13 protein-coding genes are annotated in these 16,917 nt (G+C 46.0%); 3 read left to right on the top strand and 10 right to left on the bottom strand.

Annotated elements, in window-relative coordinates; translation table 11 throughout:
- Positions 1 to 232 precede the first annotated feature (232 nt).
- Entirely contained in the window at positions 233 to 1,378 is a 1,146-nt protein-coding gene (locus EOO49_RS14015; RefSeq protein ID WP_290846745.1) for an alpha/beta hydrolase, read from the bottom strand.
- A 139-nt stretch (positions 1,379 to 1,517) separates the two neighbouring features.
- Positions 1,518 to 2,897, bottom strand: a complete 1,380-nt coding sequence (locus tag EOO49_RS14010) for an exonuclease domain-containing protein (RefSeq protein ID WP_290846743.1) — start codon at positions 2,895 to 2,897, stop codon at positions 1,518 to 1,520.
- A 141-nt stretch (positions 2,898 to 3,038) separates the two neighbouring features.
- Here EOO49_RS14010 and EOO49_RS14005 point away from each other — a divergent pair, with 141 nt between their 5' ends.
- A complete protein-coding gene (locus EOO49_RS14005) occupies positions 3,039 to 3,695 on the top strand; it encodes an RNA methyltransferase (protein WP_290846741.1) in 657 nt (218 codons plus the stop codon).
- 194 nt (positions 3,696 to 3,889) lie between these two features.
- Here the strand turns inward: EOO49_RS14005 and EOO49_RS14000 are convergent, their stop codons facing one another.
- The 5 genes from EOO49_RS14000 to EOO49_RS13980 form a co-directional block, all read right to left on the bottom strand.
- Positions 3,890 to 4,657, bottom strand: coding sequence for a carboxypeptidase-like regulatory domain-containing protein (locus EOO49_RS14000; protein ID WP_290846739.1), 768 nt, complete (start codon positions 4,655 to 4,657; stop codon positions 3,890 to 3,892).
- A 799-nt stretch (positions 4,658 to 5,456) separates the two neighbouring features.
- A complete protein-coding gene (locus EOO49_RS13995) occupies positions 5,457 to 7,340 on the bottom strand; it encodes a DEAD/DEAH box helicase (RefSeq protein WP_290846737.1) in 1,884 nt (627 codons plus the stop codon).
- A 90-nt stretch (positions 7,341 to 7,430) separates the two neighbouring features.
- Positions 7,431 to 8,003 carry a non-canonical purine NTP diphosphatase gene (locus EOO49_RS13990; RefSeq protein WP_290846735.1) on the bottom strand — a complete coding sequence of 191 codons (573 nt, stop codon included), beginning with the start codon at positions 8,001 to 8,003 and terminating at the stop codon, positions 7,431 to 7,433.
- Between the two features lie 234 nt (positions 8,004 to 8,237).
- Positions 8,238 to 9,341 carry a fatty acid desaturase gene (locus EOO49_RS13985; RefSeq protein WP_290846734.1) on the bottom strand — a complete coding sequence of 368 codons (1,104 nt, stop codon included), beginning with the start codon at positions 9,339 to 9,341 and terminating at the stop codon, positions 8,238 to 8,240.
- Positions 9,342 to 9,504: 163 nt separating this feature from the next.
- Entirely contained in the window at positions 9,505 to 9,954 is a 450-nt protein-coding gene (locus EOO49_RS13980) for a response regulator (RefSeq protein WP_290846733.1), read from the bottom strand.
- Between the two features lie 531 nt (positions 9,955 to 10,485).
- On the opposite strand from EOO49_RS13980, the gene EOO49_RS13975 reads away from it, so the two are divergent.
- Positions 10,486 to 11,754 (top strand): pyridoxal phosphate-dependent aminotransferase family protein, encoded by a 1,269-nt coding sequence (locus EOO49_RS13975; protein WP_290846732.1) that lies wholly within the window; start codon positions 10,486 to 10,488, stop codon positions 11,752 to 11,754.
- Positions 11,755 to 12,510: 756 nt separating this feature from the next.
- Here EOO49_RS13975 and EOO49_RS13970 read toward each other — a convergent pair.
- Together EOO49_RS13970 and EOO49_RS13965 are read right to left on the bottom strand one after the other, a co-directional pair.
- A complete protein-coding gene (locus EOO49_RS13970) occupies positions 12,511 to 13,113 on the bottom strand; it encodes a hypothetical protein (protein WP_290846729.1) in 603 nt (200 codons plus the stop codon).
- Positions 13,114 to 13,124: 11 nt separating this feature from the next.
- Positions 13,125 to 14,552, bottom strand: coding sequence for a hypothetical protein (locus tag EOO49_RS13965; protein ID WP_290846728.1), 1,428 nt, complete (start codon positions 14,550 to 14,552; stop codon positions 13,125 to 13,127).
- A gap of 450 nt (positions 14,553 to 15,002) precedes the next feature.
- Between EOO49_RS13965 and EOO49_RS13960 the strand changes: the two genes are divergently transcribed.
- The gene (locus EOO49_RS13960; RefSeq protein WP_290846726.1) at positions 15,003 to 15,479 is read left to right on the top strand and encodes a hypothetical protein; all 477 of its coding nucleotides are present in this window, start codon (positions 15,003 to 15,005) and stop codon (positions 15,477 to 15,479) included.
- Between the two features lie 42 nt (positions 15,480 to 15,521).
- Here the strand turns inward: EOO49_RS13960 and EOO49_RS13955 are convergent, their stop codons facing one another.
- Positions 15,522 to 16,784: a hypothetical protein gene (locus tag EOO49_RS13955; protein WP_290846723.1), complete on the bottom strand. Its 1,263-nt coding sequence runs from the start codon at positions 16,782 to 16,784 to the stop codon at positions 15,522 to 15,524.
- Between the last annotated feature and the right edge of the window lie 133 nt (positions 16,785 to 16,917).

The raw sequence follows: 16,917 nt of genomic DNA, 5'->3' as shown, positions 1-16,917 counted from the left end.
TGGCTCTTACTATTTATTTTTTCAGTCTCGCATACTTGAGGTGTGCTTCGGATTCTTATCGGATTCAAAAACTTTTCTGCTTAACTCAATTTCGCCGAGAATAAACAGCCGCGAATTCGCGAATTTATCTCCCGGATCAGCAAAAGCTATTCGGAAGTCTCGGTTTCATCATCGGTCAAAAAAAAAGCCCGGAAAAAATCCGAGCCTTATTTACATTTTTAGCGGTATCAACTTACATTCCGAAAGCCGATTTCAATTCGTCCGCAGCCAATTTCTGGGCTTCGGCAGCTTGTGGAACGACGACTGCCATTCCAAAGAATTCGTGGGTAACGCCGTCATACATTTGGTACTTTGTGTCCACTTTCGCGTCTTTCAACTTGTCGGACAACAATTTTCCCTCAGATGCAAGCGGATCGATTTCGGCCCCGATGATCAATGTTGGCGGCAATCCTGCCAAATTCGCTTTTACAAGACTGACTCTTGGATCAGCGGCCATTGCCTCTGACGGCAAAGCGTTTTTCACGAACCAGCCCATCATGGCCTTGTTCAACGGTTTCGCGTTCGCATATTTCTTGTAGCTCTCCGAATTCATGTCGTTGTTCGCAACCGGATACACCAAAACCTGATACAACGGCAACTGGATTTTCTTGTCGCGCGCCATGATGCTCACGTTGCAAGCCAGGTTTCCGCCTGCACTTTCTCCGGCCACGGCCACTTTTTTCGGATCGCCTTTAAACGAAGCGGCGTTTGCCAAAACCCATTTGTAAGCGTCGAAAGCCGTCTGGTGAGCCGCCGGAAATTTCTTTTCGGGACCTTTCGGATATTCCACAGAAACCACGATTCCCTTCGTTTGCTCGCACAAACCTTGGGCGCCGCCGTTGTAAACTTCTATGTTCGCGATCACGAATCCGCCGCCGTGGTAGTAAACCGTCACCGGATAAGGCGCTTGTCCGCCTTTTGGCGTGTAGATCCTGATGTGCGTTTTGCCGCCAGTCACAGGAATATCTTTTCCGATCGTGTCGCAGGTTGGCGTGGGCATTTGCATATTGTGGTCGGCCATTACGGCTTTTACGGCGTCGGTCGGTGTTGGTTGTTGGCGCGCTTCCTGAGCTGTCAGCGTCTCGATCGGTTTGCCGCCAAGCGTTCCGAGTTTTTCGATTACGACAGCCATTTCATCCTTGATGCTTTTGCCCCATTCGGGAGCCGGACCGGTCGGTTTCAGATCGTTTGAAGTATCCGTGTTTTCTTTTTGGATGCTGTCCGCTTGTTTTTGTTCGGGAGCGTCGGCCTCTTTCGGGTTCTTGTTACAAGAAACAGCCAGTAAAAGACTGAGTCCTAGCGCCGCGATTGCCTTTGGTAGTGTGCGATCTTTTGTCATGTTGGTGTTGTTTAAACAGTTTATAGATTGTCAAATTTCTGTTTAAACGACCGTTTGTTATTTACATGATTTCTTTTTAAAGTTCGAAGATTTCGATTTTGATCGGGATTTGATTTTGGGTCGTCAGATTCTTGGATTTTTAGATGCTGATTGCCAAATCAGAGACGACCTTGAGAGGGAATTTTTTGGCGTATCCGTAAATCAATTGCATACAATATTGGTTGCTTCGATAAGGCGTCACGTGTTCCCTCACTTCCGAGGGTTGACTGATGCCGATGCTCGAATCGACATATCCCATTCCATAGAAATCACCGTTTTCCACCCAAATACAACTGTTTTCCTCGTGTGTTCGGCCTTTGTCGATAATGGCGAATGTCGGTTTGTTTTCGGATAAAGATAAAATCGCGTCCCGGACTTGTCGGTTGTGAACCGAGATTTCGGGCAGGTTCGACATATCGTTCGGGCGCATCATTTCGGCTTCTACCGATTTGCTGTATTTGCAGAATCTGTGGTCGATCCCGAATTGCTGTGCCAAAGTCCGCAACGCGTAAATTCCATCGTATTCGCTATTGAAAGCTTGGATGCAATGCTGGAATTTGGAAAGTTTCGCCACGGCAAGATAACGGTAGCCGCTTCTGGCTTCGTATTCGTAAAGTCCGAATTTGGGATCGAAACGCTTCAGGGCTTTGTTGTAAACCGGCCAAAGTTTCTTGATTTCGGACACTTCAAGCAAAAGCGCCATGAGTTCGGTGGCACAGATATCGAAAGAAATCGAATGGATGTCGCGCAGGAAATGTTGGCGTTGCGACGTGACTTTGTGGCCGCTGAAGTGAGAGGCGACGCGCTTTTTGATGTTCACGGCCTTTCCGACGTAAATCACTTTTCTGGATTGGTTGTAGAAATAGTAAACGCCCGGTTTCTCGGGCAGTTTTTCGAAATCGGACGGAGCGAGATTCGGCGGAAGCCTTTGGTCATAAGAAGTTTTTCTGACCATTTTCGAAATTTCCCCTTCGGAATCCCATTGCATCAAATTGGCGAACAATTCGGCCGTCGCGTCCACATCACCGCCTGCGCGATGGCGGTTTTCCAACGGAATATTCAATGAACGGCAAAGATTTCCGAGGCTGTATGAAGCCAATCCGGGCTTTATTTTTCGGGCGGCGCGCACCGTGCAAAGTTTTCGTGCCGTCCATTTGAAACCCGATTGTTCCAACTGATGGCGCACGAATGAATAGTCGAAATTGACGTTGTGCGCGACAAAAATCCTGTCTTGCAACAATTCAAAAACCTTACAGGAAATGTCATCGAAAATGGGAGCGTCTTTCACCATTTCGTTGTGGATTCCGGTAAGCGCAAAAATCGCCACGGGAATTTCCTGTTCCGGATTCACCAAGGTTTCCCAGCGATCGAGCACACGGATACCGTCGTGGATCACGATCGCGATTTCGGTGATTCGGCTGCCGCCGGCATTTCCGCCCGTGGTTTCGATGTCGACAATGGCGTATTCGGGATTTTTCATGGTAAACGTCGGAGTTTGGATGGGAAAGCGGTCGGCTTGTTACAAATTTAACCAAATCGATTCCGAACAAGTGTTAAATCCAGACGAGGCAAAAAGAATTAACACTTGCGCCAAATGTGCCGCATCGACTATCTTTGAAAAATGGATTTTGAACTGCTCGACCACCTCGAAAATATTCTTACGGATGCCCGAAAAGCCAAGTTTCTCGATGTGCTTTCCCGCCGAACCAACCATTTCACCGTCGCTGTCGAAGACATTTTCCAATTGCACAACACGAGTGCGGTGATGCGTTCGTGCGAAGTTTTTGGAATTCAGCAACTGAATGTCGTGGAGGAAAAGTACGGCAAAAGCATCGATAAGGAAATCGCGCTCGGAGCCGAGAAATGGGTCGACATCAATCGATTCGCTTCGATTCAGGACTGTATCGACGACCTCAAATCGCGCGGTTACAAGATTATCGCGACCACGCCGCATCACGACGATTATACGCTCGACGATTTCGACATTACCGATAAGGCGGCGATGTTTTTCGGAACCGAACGCCTCGGATTGTCTCAGGAAGTCATCTCGCAAGCCGACGGTTTTCTCAAAATCCCTATGGTCGGATTCACAGAAAGCCTCAATATTTCGGTTTCGGCTGCGATCATTCTGCAGAATATCACGTCGAGATTGCGCGAGTCCCAAATCGACTGGAAATTATCCGACGTGGAAATCCTCGAAAAACGGCTGGATTGGGCCAGAAAATCCATTAAGGATATTGCTCGTATCGAGTCGCGTTTTATTGAAAGCCGGATTTAAGTCCAAATCCCAAAGCTAAAACCCGCTAATCGTCAGTTCGCTTTCTTGAAACGTGTTTACAAACTACTAATCGCAAAATGAAAATAAACCGCGAATTCGCGAATTTACGCTCGGTGTGCGGCATAAATTCGCGAATTCGTGGTTTAAAATTTAGTCGCAATCTTCGAAAAACGCAGTGAAAATCAGCGGCAAAATTACTTGCTCTTGAGGATTTTGTATTCCTCATAACACTCGCTGATCGCCTCCAAAACCTGCAAGTCATTCGCGGTTTTCGAAAAAGATTCGGAGTAATTGCAGCGCGCCAGGATTTCAGGCAAATCCTTTTTGTCGATTCCCAAAAGCACGGCAATCGTCTCGCGGTCGTATTTCGATTCCAGCATCGACCGGATATTCGGATCTTTCTTCAAATCCTTGATCTTCTTGAGTTCCTTGGGTTTTTTCCCGAAGAAATTATAGAGCGCATCGGCCGGATTGAAAATGGCACTCATGGCCTTCCCGAAAGCGCCCGGAGCATACGCGCCACCTTCGTAAGCGCGATTTAAACCTGCGATACTGTAGCGGTAATCTTCTCTTGTCGGGATCAATTTCGTATCGACTTCGAGATAGCCCGTAAGTGTATAGGGTTGCACGACGACTTCCTCGAGCGCGATGGCCTTTTCGGTCAATTGCACCGTCGTCGACTTGTTCTTGATCCAGTCGTTGGTGACGCGCACCTTGATTGGCTGGAATCCGATAAGCGAAAAATGCAGCGTGTCGTTCACTTCGGCCTCGATCCTGAAGCGCCCGAATTCGTCAGAGATCGCCGTCTTGATCTTATTCAGATTAATGACATTCACGCCGTTGAGCGGCAGTTTGGTATTCTCGTTCGAAACAATGCCCGAAATTTGAGGAGCAGGCTGTTCCGTCTGTGCAAAAACGCTGAATGTCAAAAGAAAAAAGAGTAGTGCTGTAAACGATCTCATGTTTGGTTTTAAAGTGATAAAAGTAGTAAATCGAGCCAAGTATCGCGGTTGGTTGGACGTAATTATTAATAAATTAACAACCCCTGTAAAATTCGAAATTCCAAAAAACAAATTCCAAACTCGTTTGTCGCAAATCCCGTTCGTGTTTTGGATTTTCGTTATTTGGGCGTTGCGCCGATCCAGTTTTTAGCTGCGTAGCGAAAACCTTGCGGCGCCGGGCTGTCCGCTGTATCTTTTGTCCGGCTGCTGGCGCGCCGTTCAAAAGGATGCCGCTGCTATCCCTAACGCGGGGAATTTCCAAATTTCAAATTTCAAATCCCAAATCCCAAATCCCAAATTCCAAATCCCAAATTCCAAATTCCAAATTCCAAGTTGTAGTGGTTAGAGCTCCGCATAATCTTCGGTTTCGCCTCGGGCTTCAACTCCATTTTTACTGCGAACCTCCATTTAACAAAAATTACAGATTTTCTGTATCCGCCGTATTTCGGGAAATGCGAACTTTGCTTTCATGGGGAAAGGGCGCATGTATCCCTACGAAAAATCCGTAACATCACATTACAGAAAATCTGTAAAATTTGTTAAATCGTTCGAGGAGATTTTAGTTGGTTTTAAATCTGAGTGTTTACGTGCAGTCGTAAAGCGACTAAGCAAAGCGAAGCTTTGTGAAAGTCTCAAGAATTGCATTGGAATTTGGAATTTGTCCCGATAGCTATCGGGATTGGAATTTGGATTTCGGGATTTCAAACAAAAAAAGTCCGAAGCAAAAGCAACGGACTTTGGTATAAATTGTAAAAAACGATTAGTCTTTACGGGTTCTTCTTGGCTTCGGTGTATCGAAACTGTCAGAACGTCTTGGCGCACGCGAAGTGAAACTGTCCGGACGTTTTCTGTCGGAAGAAGAATCTTTCGAGCCGAAATCTTTCGATCCGAATTCCTTCTTGGCTCCAAATTCTTTCTTGGCTCCGAATTTCTTGTCTCCAAAACCACCTTTGTCGTTTCTGAAACCGCCTTTGTCAGAACGCGTGAAGTTGCCAGATTTACGTCCGCCGTGATCGCGACGTGAACTGTTGTTTTCGAAACCGTCGTTTTTCGAGATCTCGACATTTACGCGTCGGCCTTCCAATGTAATGTTGTTCAAGGTTTCGACCACTCGCTCGCTGTGTTCCGCATCGGTATTGAAGAAAGAGAAACCTTCTTTCACATCGACTTTGTAAACGTCATCGCGTCCAAGTTCGAGTACTTCCTTGAGGAAATCCTTGAGTTGCATCCAGTTGAAGTCGTCGCGTGACCCGATGTTCACGAAATAGCGAACGCCTCCACCGGAGTGAAGTTTGGCCTCGCGCAATTCTTTTGGCGTCTGAGCCGACAAATCGCGTTCGTTTTTCTTATAATAGCTCAGGAATCGGTTGAATTCTACCGAAACCATTTTCGTGATAAGTTCTTCTTTAGACAAATCTTTCATCACCTCGTAAATCGCCGGAAGATAGCTGTCGATCTCGTGGTCGACTTCTACGTCCTTGATTTTGTTGGCAAGGTGGAAAAGTTGGATCTCGCAGATTTCCATTCCCGAAGGAATCGTCTTTTCCTCGAATTTCTGCTTGATCATTTTCTCGATCATGTTGATCTTGCGCAACTCCGATTTGGTGATGATCACGATCGAAGTACCCAATTTTCCTGCACGACCTGTACGTCCTGAACGGTGGTTGTAAGTTTCCACGTCGTCCGGCAATTGGTAATTGATTACGTGCGTTACGTTGTCAACGTCGATTCCACGTGCGGCAACGTCGGTGGCAACCAACATCTGGATAGCGCGTCCGCGGAACGATTTCATGACCGAGTCGCGTTGTGCTTGCGACAAATCTCCGTGCAAGGCTGCGGCGTTGTATCCGTCCTCGATCAATTTTTCGGCAACTTGCTGCGTATCGCGTTTCGTACGACAGAAAATAACCGAGAAAATATCAGGGTTTCCATCGGCCAAGCGCTTCAAGGCTTCATAGCGGTCGCGGGCGTTGATCAGGTAGAATTCGTGGGAAACCGTAGCCGAACCTGAATTTCTGGTTCCTACCGTGATTTCCTGAGGCGAATTCATGAACTCTTTTGCGATACGCGCCACTTCGGCAGGCATCGTAGCCGAGAACAACCACGTGTTTTTCTCGTCAGGCGTAGTCGACAAAATCGAGACGATGTCTTCGTAAAAGCCCATGTTGAGCATTTCGTCGGCTTCGTCAAGGATGCAATAGTTGATCTGCGTGATGTTGACGAGTCCGCGGTTGATCATGTCCTGCATACGACCTGGCGTAGCGACGATGATTTGCGCACCGCGTCTAACCTCGCGTGCTTGTTCGGTGATGGAAGCTCCTCCGTAAACTGCTACGGTGTGCAATCCTTTCACATACTTGGCGTAAAGCTTGATCTCATTGGTGATCTGAAGGCATAGCTCTCGCGTCGGAGCCAGGATCAAAGCTTGTGTGTTCTTGTTTTCAGGATCGATCTTTTGGATCAGCGGGAAACCGAAAGCGGCTGTTTTACCTGTTCCGGTCTGCGCTAAGGCAACGATATCGGTATCATCAGCGAGCAATAGGGGAATCGCCTTTTCCTGTACTTCAGATGGGTTTTCGAATCCCATGTCCGCGACAGCTTGTAAAAGGGATTCATTTAAACCTAATTGTTCGAATTTATTCATTATATCTTTTTAAATTGGGCGCAAAGGTACGTGGAATAAACGGCTAAACCTAAGATGTTTAAGTTTTATTTCTAATTGATAATCAGATAGTTATTTTTGCAGAAACGCAATCAGCTTCGAAAATGAGATTGCGCGATGGCTCATGGCAGCTTTTTCCTGCATAGAAATCTGCGCAAAAGTGAGGTCTTTTCCGACAGGAACAAAAATCGGATCATACCCAAATCCCTGATCGCCACGTTTTTCCGAAATGATCTCGCCGCGAACGATTCCCTCGAACAGATGCTGCCCGCCGTTCAGGTTCAGGCAGATCACGGTTTTGAATTGGGCGCCTCGGTTCGTCTTTGCATCGAGTTCCGACAAAAGCTTGTCCATGTTGGCATTTGGATCTTTCGCCTCGCCGGCATATCGAGCCGAGTAGACGCCGGGCGCACCGGCAAGCGCGTCGACTTCCAATCCAGAATCGTCCGAGAAGCAATCGTAGCCGTACTTTTGGGTCACGTAATTTGCTTTTAGGATCGCGTTTCCTTCGATCGTATCTGCTGTTTCCGGGATTTCTTCGGTGCAGCCAATGTCTTCCAATCCTAAAATTTCGAAGTTTTCGGGCAGCATCGATTTGATTTCGGCAATCTTGTTTTTGTTGGCCGAGGCGAATACGATTCTCATTTTTATCTGGTTTTGTTTTTGGATTGACTTTCCTCGTGGCTGATGGTCTTTGCTGATTTTATAGCCATGGATGCACGGATGGGCGGAAAACTGAAACTCCACGAATTTCCGCTTAGCATTCGGATAACTTGGATTTTTCTGGAATCTTCACAAAACAACTGCCTGACTAACTGACTTCGCCTCTGCTTCTGCTTCTGCAACTGCAACTGCAACTGCAACTGCAACTGCTTCTCTCTAAATCTCCCCGGTGCGAAGAATATTCTCGACATGCCCGCTGTTCTTCAACAACCTGAAATGCGATCGAACCGCGTGCGTAAAAGGATAACATGTATAAGGGAGATCGTATTCTTCGGCATATTTCCTGATGATCGGAGTTATTTTTGGGTAATAAGTATGCGCGACTGCCGGAAAAAGATGATGCGCCACGTGGTGCGTGAATCCTCCGTAAATGAAGTTCGCGATCGGGTTGTCAGCGCTGAAATCTTTCGTTACTATCATTTGGTGCTCGGCCCAGGTTGTGGGCATTTTTCCGTCCTGAGGCGCGATCGGGAAAACCGCTTCTTCGTCGACGTGGGTCGAAACCAATGCGATTACGGCCACCAAACTCGCCGAAACGTGATAGCAAATCCAGGCTCCGAAGATCACATACCAGGCTTGCGGCAAGAAAACCATCGGAACAACCAATAAGTAAATCAAGTTGAAAGTTTTGGCGATCAACAGTTTATAGACTTCGGCTTTCGGGATTTTGGTGACCTGCTTCACATAATTGTCCTTGGTTCCGAAAAAGTCCTTGAAATCGCGCACGTACATCCAATTCAAAGTGTAAAAAGGGTAGATGAACCACATGTACAAATGTTGGTATTTGTGGAAATTGAGCAAAGGACTCGTTGGAAAAATCCTCACCATGTCGCTTTGTTTGATGTCGATGTCCCAATTGGGAACGTTCGGCAACGGATGATGAAGCCCGATGTGACGCTTTTGCCAAAGCCAGTTGTTCGTGCCGTAAAGTTCCAAAACATACATAAAGGCGCGGTTGTGCTTGGATTTTCTGAACAAAGCGCCGTGAGCCGCGTCGTGAAAAGCATTGATGAAGAGCATCGTGGTCATTACGCCCAAAGCCACGTAAAAGAAATAGAGCAGCGAAGTGTTCGTTCCAAAAAAGAGAATACACGCGTAAAGCGCGAAGTAAGTGGCCAAAAGCAGGAACGCCTTTGCGATGTTCTGCCAGTAAAAACTGTTGTCCTTGAGAACGGTTTCCTCGACTTCCTTGTGCATTTTTATGAAGAAATCATCCGGTTTTGGTTTTTGGAAAACCGGCCGTTTCGCATTGTCCATCATTGTCGTGTTTTGTTCGATGTAAAAATAACTTTCGACGGCTTTATGTTCAACACAAAAATGTTAAAAAATCTTAAAATGAGGTTTTTGTTGGAAGTCAAAAAAGTTACTCGATGCTAAAAAGTCGTTTTGGCCAATCGATAAATCGCCGGATTCCGGTCGAAACTCAAAGCCGAAGCAAATAACTTTCGCGATGCGGACTATTGTCGTAATTGCTCCAATCTGTCACGAGTACGGCGCGGATGATTTTCTTGAGCATGCTGTAATCGCTCGGCTTTTTGATGTAGACGTTGGCGCCACTTTTAAACGTGGCCTCGATGTCCTTGTCGGACGAAGATGTGGAATAGACCGCAATCGAAGTCTTGCTGAAACGCTCGTCCTGACGGATTTCATTGATGCACTCGAACCCACTTTTTCGCGGCATGTTCAGATCGAGAATAACTACGTCAGGAACCAATTCGGATGCTTTTAGATGATCCATGAGTTCTTTCCCGTCGCTGAAGGTTCGCAATTCGCCTTTGAGATCGAGTTCGCTGAAGGCTTCATTGAAGAAGTCGCGGTCGTCAGCGTCGTCGTCCGTAAAGATGATTTTTGTTATTGTTTGATTGGTTTTCATAGCGCCATTTTTTGCTCGTCACTTTCCCCAAAAAGCAAGTCGGGCGTTTAAGCGCTAAAGTTAGGCATAAATACTTGTCGTTAATCGATTTGTATTTGAGAAAATGGCACATTTGGCCAATTGTTTAAGGATTTTTCAACCGATGCCCGAAAACGTTAAACGAAACAACGACATTTTTTGCAATGCCTTTTTTTTCTGTAAGGATTGTATTACTGACCGATATCTCCGGAGGAATTTAATGGAACAGACAAACCTCCGTTTTCGACAAGATGTTCTTTCACGGAATTCGAGCCCCGACGCAGCCCGATTAGCCCACAGCAACAAAGCCTTGATTTTTGCGTTGCGCCGCAGCGACCGAAGGAAGCTCGCGGCGCGACCACAAAAAACGGGCTTTGGGGCGAGGACTAATGGGCACAGGCGGAAAAAGGCTCCCAAAAAAATCAGCTAAAATCAAACATCGGTTTCCCGATTGGTATGAAAGTCTTATTTTTGCACGCGAACCTCAAAAAAGGTTCTAATCTCTTCACTACTATGGTTAAAGATCTTTTCGAAAGAATCCAGAAAAATAAAGGCCCGCTGGGCAAATGGGCGTCCCAGGCCGAAGGTTATTACGTGTTTCCGAAACTCGAAGGAGAATTGGGGCCGAGAATGCAGTTTCACGGAAAAGAAATCCTGAACTGGTCGATCAATGATTATTTGGGATTGGCAAACGATCCGGAAGTGCGCAAGGCTGATGCCGAGGCGGCTGCGGAATATGGAGCGGCTTATCCGATGGGAGCGCGAATGATGTCAGGACATACTGATCTTCACGAGCAATTGCAGCACGAATTGGCGGCTTTTGTGCACAAAGAAGCGGCTTATCTGCTCAATTTCGGTTATCAGGGAATGGTTTCCACGATCGATGCTTTGGTGACGAAAAACGACATCATCGTTTACGACGTCGATTCCCATGCCTGTATCATTGACGGCGTGCGTCTTCACATGGGCAAGCGTTTTACCTACAAGCACAACGACATCGAAAGCATCGAGAAGAATTTGGGTCGCGCCACGAAAATGGCAGAGGAAACCGGAGGCGGGATTCTTTTGATTACCGAAGGTGTTTTTGGGATGCGCGGACAACAGGGCAAAATCAAGGAAATCGTCGAATTGAAGCAGAAATACAACTTTAGGCTTTTGGTTGACGATGCGCACGGTTTCGGAACGCTTGGAAAAACAGGCGCCGGAGCGGGCGAGGAGCAGGGTTGCCAGGAAGGAATCGACGTTTATTTCTCGACTTTTGCCAAATCTATGGCGTCGATTGGCGCTTTTATCGCCGCTGACAAAGACATCATCGACTATCTGAAATACAACTTGCGTTCGCAGATGTTCGCAAAAGCGCTTCCGATGATTTTCACGAAAGGCGCTTTGAAACGTTTGGAAATGTTGCGAAACAATCCTGGTTTGAAAGACAAATTGTGGGAAAACGTGAACGCGTTGCAAAACGGCTTGAAAGATCACGGATTCGACATTGGCGACACGAACACCTGCGTCACTCCGGTTTACCTCGAAGGTTCGATCCCGGAGGCGATGATGCTCGTGAACGACTTGCGTGAAAACTACAATATTTTCCTTTCGATCGTGGTTTATCCGGTGATTCCGAAGGGCATTATCTTGCTTAGGATGATTCCGACGGCGTCGCATACGTTGTCTGATATCGAGGAAACCTTGAAGGCTTTCGATGCTATCCGCGAGAAACTTGTCAGTGGGAAATATCTGGAACTTGCCCAGAAACATACTGTTGATGTATCGGACGAGCGATAATTTTTGAGATAATGATAAACTAAGCCGCTTTTTGATTAGAGCGGCTTTTTTATTGTCCGGATTCTTGGACGACGAATACGTGAAACGCTTTTTTGGACCATTTAGGACATTAAGTTTAGCAAAGGAATTGTTTTGGGATTGAGTTGACCAAAATCCGAGGAACTCGAGCTGGCTTAGGCGATGCGCTGATTTTCACTTTCGGGATTTGCTTAACTATCTTGAAGTGATTTCTTTTTTGAACCATTAAGGGCATTAAGTTCATTAAGGGATTTGTTTTGGGATTGAGTGGACCAAAATCCGAGCAACTCGAGCTGGCTTAGGCGATGCACTGATTTTCACTTTCGGGAATTTCTTAACTATCTTGAAGTGATTCTTTTTTTGAACCATTAAGGACATTAAGTTCAGTAAGGGAATCGGTTCGGGATTGAGTTGGCTATGATCCGAGGAACTCGAACTGGCTCGGGCAATTCACGAATTTTATTTTTGGTTTGGTTTAATGATTTTAGGAACTAGTTATTTGTGTCGCTTGGTCTTTTTTTCTCGTTCAGCGACTTCTGTACTGTTTTAACTTCGTATTTTTTGAACCATTAAGAGAGTTAAGATAATTAAGGCGCTTTGCTTTTTTCGGAGTCACAGACTCCGCCACGCATTTCGAGAAGTCACAGACTTCTCGCCCAGACCAAACACAAACAAAAGCATCAAGTCAAAGCCCTTTCTCTGCAACTGCTTCTGCAACTGCCACTGCTACTCCAAAAACTACTTCACCAAAAAAACCTCCTGCAAATCCTCAACTTCATCGCCGTTAAAAGCCTTGTAACCTTTAAGGTAAAACTTCCCGCGTTTTTTTACCAAGCGATCTTTCAAGCTTTCGTCATCATTTGGACGAAAAACGATCTTTGAAGCTAAATGCCATTCGCCGCGCTTGAACTGGTAAAGTTCGAGTCCTGCCGATGAACCTATGAACCACCCGCGCTCGAACAAGATTTCTGAAATGCCGTCTTTGTCGAGATCGCCGGCGTTTTCGACTTTTCCCCAAACCGAGTTTTCGATCCGGATTGCCGGAAGGCCGCACGAAAAAGTGACCTTGTTGAAGCAATCGTCGTCGACACAACCAAACGTGTAACCTGGTTTGCCGTCTTCGTCCGGATCGTTTCGCGTTGGAGGCGTGTAGACGAAAGCCGTATCGATGATCTTGTCCTTGTTGATGTCGCCCAAGACAATCGCGTCTGTTTTTGCCGGATTTATGAGGCGTTCTGACTTCAGTTCATCGATTGCCTCAGTTTCCGTTATAGGTTTTGGTGTGTTGCAAGCCGAAAACCCAGCGAAAATCGGCAACAGGAAAAAGAATTTCGGTTCCATGAAAATCGGAATCAATTTGATTGTAGTGGCAGTGCGGACGAATCGGTTTGCTTCCAATGGCCATCGTCGCCGTCTCGGTAAAAAACTTTTCGCGTGAATCGGAGCGTCGATTTCGGGATTGCGATGTCGGTGTCGCCCCAAGACGATCTGGGAACGATGGGAGCGAACCAGAAAAAAGACGTCAACTCGGGCAAGTACGACTGGAAAACATCCAAATACAATTCGCCCGAAAAATTGAGCGTAAGGTAAAATAGGAAAGCTTTGAGTTTGTCAGAATCGGTCATCGTGAAATGCGTCTTTTCGAAAAGTACTTTTTGGATTTTATGGTCGTGCAGTTTGAGGCTGAGTTTCCCGAACCAACCGCCCGGAAAAGCTTCGGCTTCCGCCTTTATTCCGATTCTGACACCATGGCAATACGTGCTGTAAAGTTCCAAAAGTTGGCTGTCGTTCTCGCAAGCTTCGGCCTTTTGTCGATAAGCGCCCAAATCGAGATGGTTCATGACCAAAGCGCCCACGAAGTCGACGAAAAGTTCGCATTCGTGCTCGTCGAAATACGAAAGGGAGAGGAAATTCTTGCCTACGTGCTCGCCGTCGAGCAAATTCACCTGCGTCCGTGTCAAGGCAGCTTTTGGGAAATCGGACAGCGTGGCCTGATCGCCCAATCGGTTTTTGATGAGCTGCAGATAGCGCTTTTCGGCTTTCTTCGTAAAATCGGGATTTTTTAGCAAAATGTCGATTCCTTTTTGGATTTTGGCCTCGCTGAAAGATTCGAGAAAAGCGTAAATCCCGTTCAGGTCAGATGCGTCGAGCGTGAGGTCTTCTTGCGGTTCAAACAATCCGGTAACGCCCGGAATTGCTGGAATCGTGAGGATTTCAACCTTTGCGTCGGCACCCGAAATCCAGATTTTCGTCAACTTCCGATCGAGAACATCGTAAAGACATTTGACAAGATGTTCGCCCGACATCACGTCCGATTCGCCCGAACTTGCATCGGCTCTGGTGAACTTGCTGAAAACCTCGATTTCGGGTTCGTCTTGGGTTTGATCGGGCGCGATCGTTACGACAATTTCCTCGCTGAATCCGCTGGAATATTCTTGTTTCAATTCCAAAATCAGCGTTTGGACAATTGTTTCGGCTGTGGCGAATTCGTATGAGAAACCGTTTTCGCGGCTTAAAGAAAGTACCAATAATCCGCGATTGGACAGTGTTTTCTTCAATTCACGAATAGCATCATCGAGTCTGAAACCAAGATTTTCGATGTTGTCCTGCCGATTTTTCCAATGGATCGCGGCGGGAACGGCATCGACATTTTTACCGTCGGATATTTTGTGGAAAGAGCCTCTGTGATAATTCGATTCGGTTCGTACATAAGTAACGTTTTCCTCGAGTTGGCCTTTGATCGCATGGTAAATCTTGTCGAGTTTTTCAGATGTCTGCATCGGTTTGGTCTTTGCAGCGAAAATACCATAAAATGTAACTTGTCGGAAATTCGGTTTCACAATATGTTTCCGAGGCAAAATGCGATTTTGGAATTTGTCCCCGACAGCTATGGGAAACTGGAATTCGGGATTGTTTTTAGCGTTCTCGGTCAACCTACGTTTAACAAAAATTACAGATTTTCTGTAATCGACGTATTCCTGGAACTCCGAACTTTGCTTTCCAAGGGGAAAGGGCACTTGTCATCCCTACAGAAAACACGAAAGTAGGTGTTACAGAAAATCTGTATAAAATGTTAAATGTTTTTATGGCATCTCGGGATTTGTTCGACAGCTATTGGGATTGGAAAGTGCGCTTGGAAATTGGAATTTGGAATTTGTGATTTGGAATTTGTGATTTTATTAGTGAACGATTATCCGCGAAAGCGCTAATTTTATTAAAAACAGCAACGAATGAACAAATCGATCACATTACTCGCCTTAGTCATTTTGGCTTTCGCCGGATGCAAAAAAGAATCCGAAAAAACTGAAATCACAACTTCCGAAAAAGACACGCTGGAAGTCGAAAAACCAGAAACTGCCATCATCAGCGAATGTTACGAATTCGTTCAGGCAAAAGACACGATTTCGCTTTCATTGGATCAAAACGGCGCCTACGTGAAAGGAAAACTGAGGTTCAAGAATTACGAGAAAGACAGCAGTTCGGGTGAAATCGCGGGAAAATATGCGGGCGATACACTAAAATTCGACTACACTTTCCAATCTGAAGGAACGACTTCGACGATGCAAATGCGTTTTCTCAAAAGCGGAAATTCGCTGCTCATGGGAACGGGCGACATGGAAGACAAAAACGGCAAAATGGTTTTCAGGAATCCGAAAGGCGTCAAGTATGAAAAAAGTGTCGTTTTGGTGAAAACCGAATGTGAATAAGTCTCGATTTGGAGGCCACTTTCGGATAAATGATTGGCGCGATCATTCAAGATTGGCGAGCATTTTGACGCTTCTATTGTAACTTACAGGATATGAATCTGCTGGGTTTTCTATTGCTTTCCGATAGAAAATCGCGGCATTTTTCATTTCGTCCCGAAGCCAGTTCAGATAGGCGATCATCTCGAATTCAAAGTGCCTGGTTTTTGCATCCGATTCCGATTTGGACAATTCCAGCAAAAGCGTCTTGGCCATATCGAGGCGTTTGTCGCTGTATTTTTTCGGATTGAATCCGTCGGGAAATCCAAACCAGTAGGCCCAGACTTTTCCGTTCGAATGTTCATTGTTTGCGTCGCGGATCAATTGGATAGCGATGTCGAGAATTGCCGTTTTTTCTTTCGGATCTTGGGAATTCCGCGCAACCGATAGATAATGTTCTTTAGCATTTTCATATCCGACTTTTTCGATTTCCGACAACAAAGTTTCTTTTTTGAACAATTCGTGGTTCGAGACATAATCCGTGTAAGCGAAAGTGGGTGAGAAGTAGCGGGAAAGCAGTTCAAGCCTGTAACCTTTCGAAAGTTCCGATTTGAGGTCGATCTCGAAAGCTTCTTCAAAATTGTGGAACAGAAAAACCTTGATCTTGAGGCGTTTCAAGTCGTAAATCGCGGAGTATTGCGTCGAGAGATTGCCTTCCTGATGCGTAAAGTTCAGAACCGATTCGATCGTTTTCACGGATGCAACTTTCGCGTTCGACAAAATCCTGTCGGCGGTATCGTATCGGTCGCATTTGTAACCGGTCTTGAGATCGCAGATGTTGAAATTGGTGCTGATCTGGAAATTTCCCGTTTTAGGAGTGATATTTCCGGGGTTGATTATCACTGAATTTCCGGTCGCGTCGGCGAGCAAAACCTGGGAAGTAAAACTATAATCGTGGGTTTTGAGCATTTCAAGCGCTTCGGCAACAGTTTTGCATTTCCCGATGATCTCGAAAAACAGATCGCCTTGATAGGGATTTTTGAGCGCGATCTTGGCCAGGTCGACGCCGTACTGCGCGGTATAGTCGTAGAACAATCCGTATTCGTTCATGGCGGCGGCAATCTGTAAATCGGGTGCTCCGAAACAAACAGATCCGAAACGTTCCGCGGTCGCGGGATTGAACCAGATTCTCGTGAATGGCGTATAATCGTCTTCATTTGCGGCGGCGAAGACCTCACCTTTCATTGCCCAAGAAAATACCGTGCACGAGTTTGCATTTAGAGAGAAAACCAGTAAAAGGGCGAGGAATAATCTTCGAATCTGTTTCATATCGAGAACTTTGTCCGAAGATAAAACTAATTTTATAGTTGACTAACTAAATTTGCAGTTGATTTTGATTGGTGTTTTTCCGGACTTCCGTATCAGGGATTTGAAAAGCCAAAATTCAGAATTACAAACAATC

This window comes from Flavobacterium sp. (assembly GCF_004295795.1).
In the GTDB taxonomy this organism is placed as follows: domain Bacteria; phylum Bacteroidota; class Bacteroidia; order Flavobacteriales; family Flavobacteriaceae; genus Flavobacterium.
The sequence above is the reverse complement of the archived record's forward strand: the minus strand, read 5'-3'. Positions and strand labels throughout refer to the sequence as shown.

Excerpts from the sequence above, each read along its gene's own strand:
- EOO49_RS14010 (WP_290846743.1), bottom strand. The coding sequence starts at position 2,897 with ATGAAAAATCCCGAATACGCCATTGTCGACATCGAAACCACGGGCGGA.
- EOO49_RS13955 (WP_290846723.1), bottom strand. The coding sequence starts at position 16,784 with ATGAAACAGATTCGAAGATTATTCCTCGCCCTTTTACTGGTTTTCTCT.
- EOO49_RS13970 (WP_290846729.1), bottom strand. The coding sequence starts at position 13,113 with ATGGAACCGAAATTCTTTTTCCTGTTGCCGATTTTCGCTGGGTTTTCG.
- EOO49_RS13975 (WP_290846732.1), top strand. The coding sequence starts at position 10,486 with ATGGTTAAAGATCTTTTCGAAAGAATCCAGAAAAATAAAGGCCCGCTG.
- EOO49_RS13980 (WP_290846733.1), bottom strand. The coding sequence starts at position 9,954 with ATGAAAACCAATCAAACAATAACAAAAATCATCTTTACGGACGACGAC.
- EOO49_RS14005 (WP_290846741.1), top strand. The coding sequence starts at position 3,039 with ATGGATTTTGAACTGCTCGACCACCTCGAAAATATTCTTACGGATGCC.
- EOO49_RS13990 (WP_290846735.1), bottom strand. The coding sequence starts at position 8,003 with ATGAGAATCGTATTCGCCTCGGCCAACAAAAACAAGATTGCCGAAATC.
- EOO49_RS14015 (WP_290846745.1), bottom strand. The coding sequence starts at position 1,378 with ATGACAAAAGATCGCACACTACCAAAGGCAATCGCGGCGCTAGGACTC.
- EOO49_RS13985 (WP_290846734.1), bottom strand. The coding sequence starts at position 9,341 with ATGATGGACAATGCGAAACGGCCGGTTTTCCAAAAACCAAAACCGGAT.
- EOO49_RS13965 (WP_290846728.1), bottom strand. The coding sequence starts at position 14,552 with ATGCAGACATCTGAAAAACTCGACAAGATTTACCATGCGATCAAAGGC.
- EOO49_RS14000 (WP_290846739.1), bottom strand. The coding sequence starts at position 4,657 with ATGAGATCGTTTACAGCACTACTCTTTTTTCTTTTGACATTCAGCGTT.
- EOO49_RS13995 (WP_290846737.1), bottom strand. The coding sequence starts at position 7,340 with ATGAATAAATTCGAACAATTAGGTTTAAATGAATCCCTTTTACAAGCT.
- EOO49_RS13960 (WP_290846726.1), top strand. The coding sequence starts at position 15,003 with ATGAACAAATCGATCACATTACTCGCCTTAGTCATTTTGGCTTTCGCC.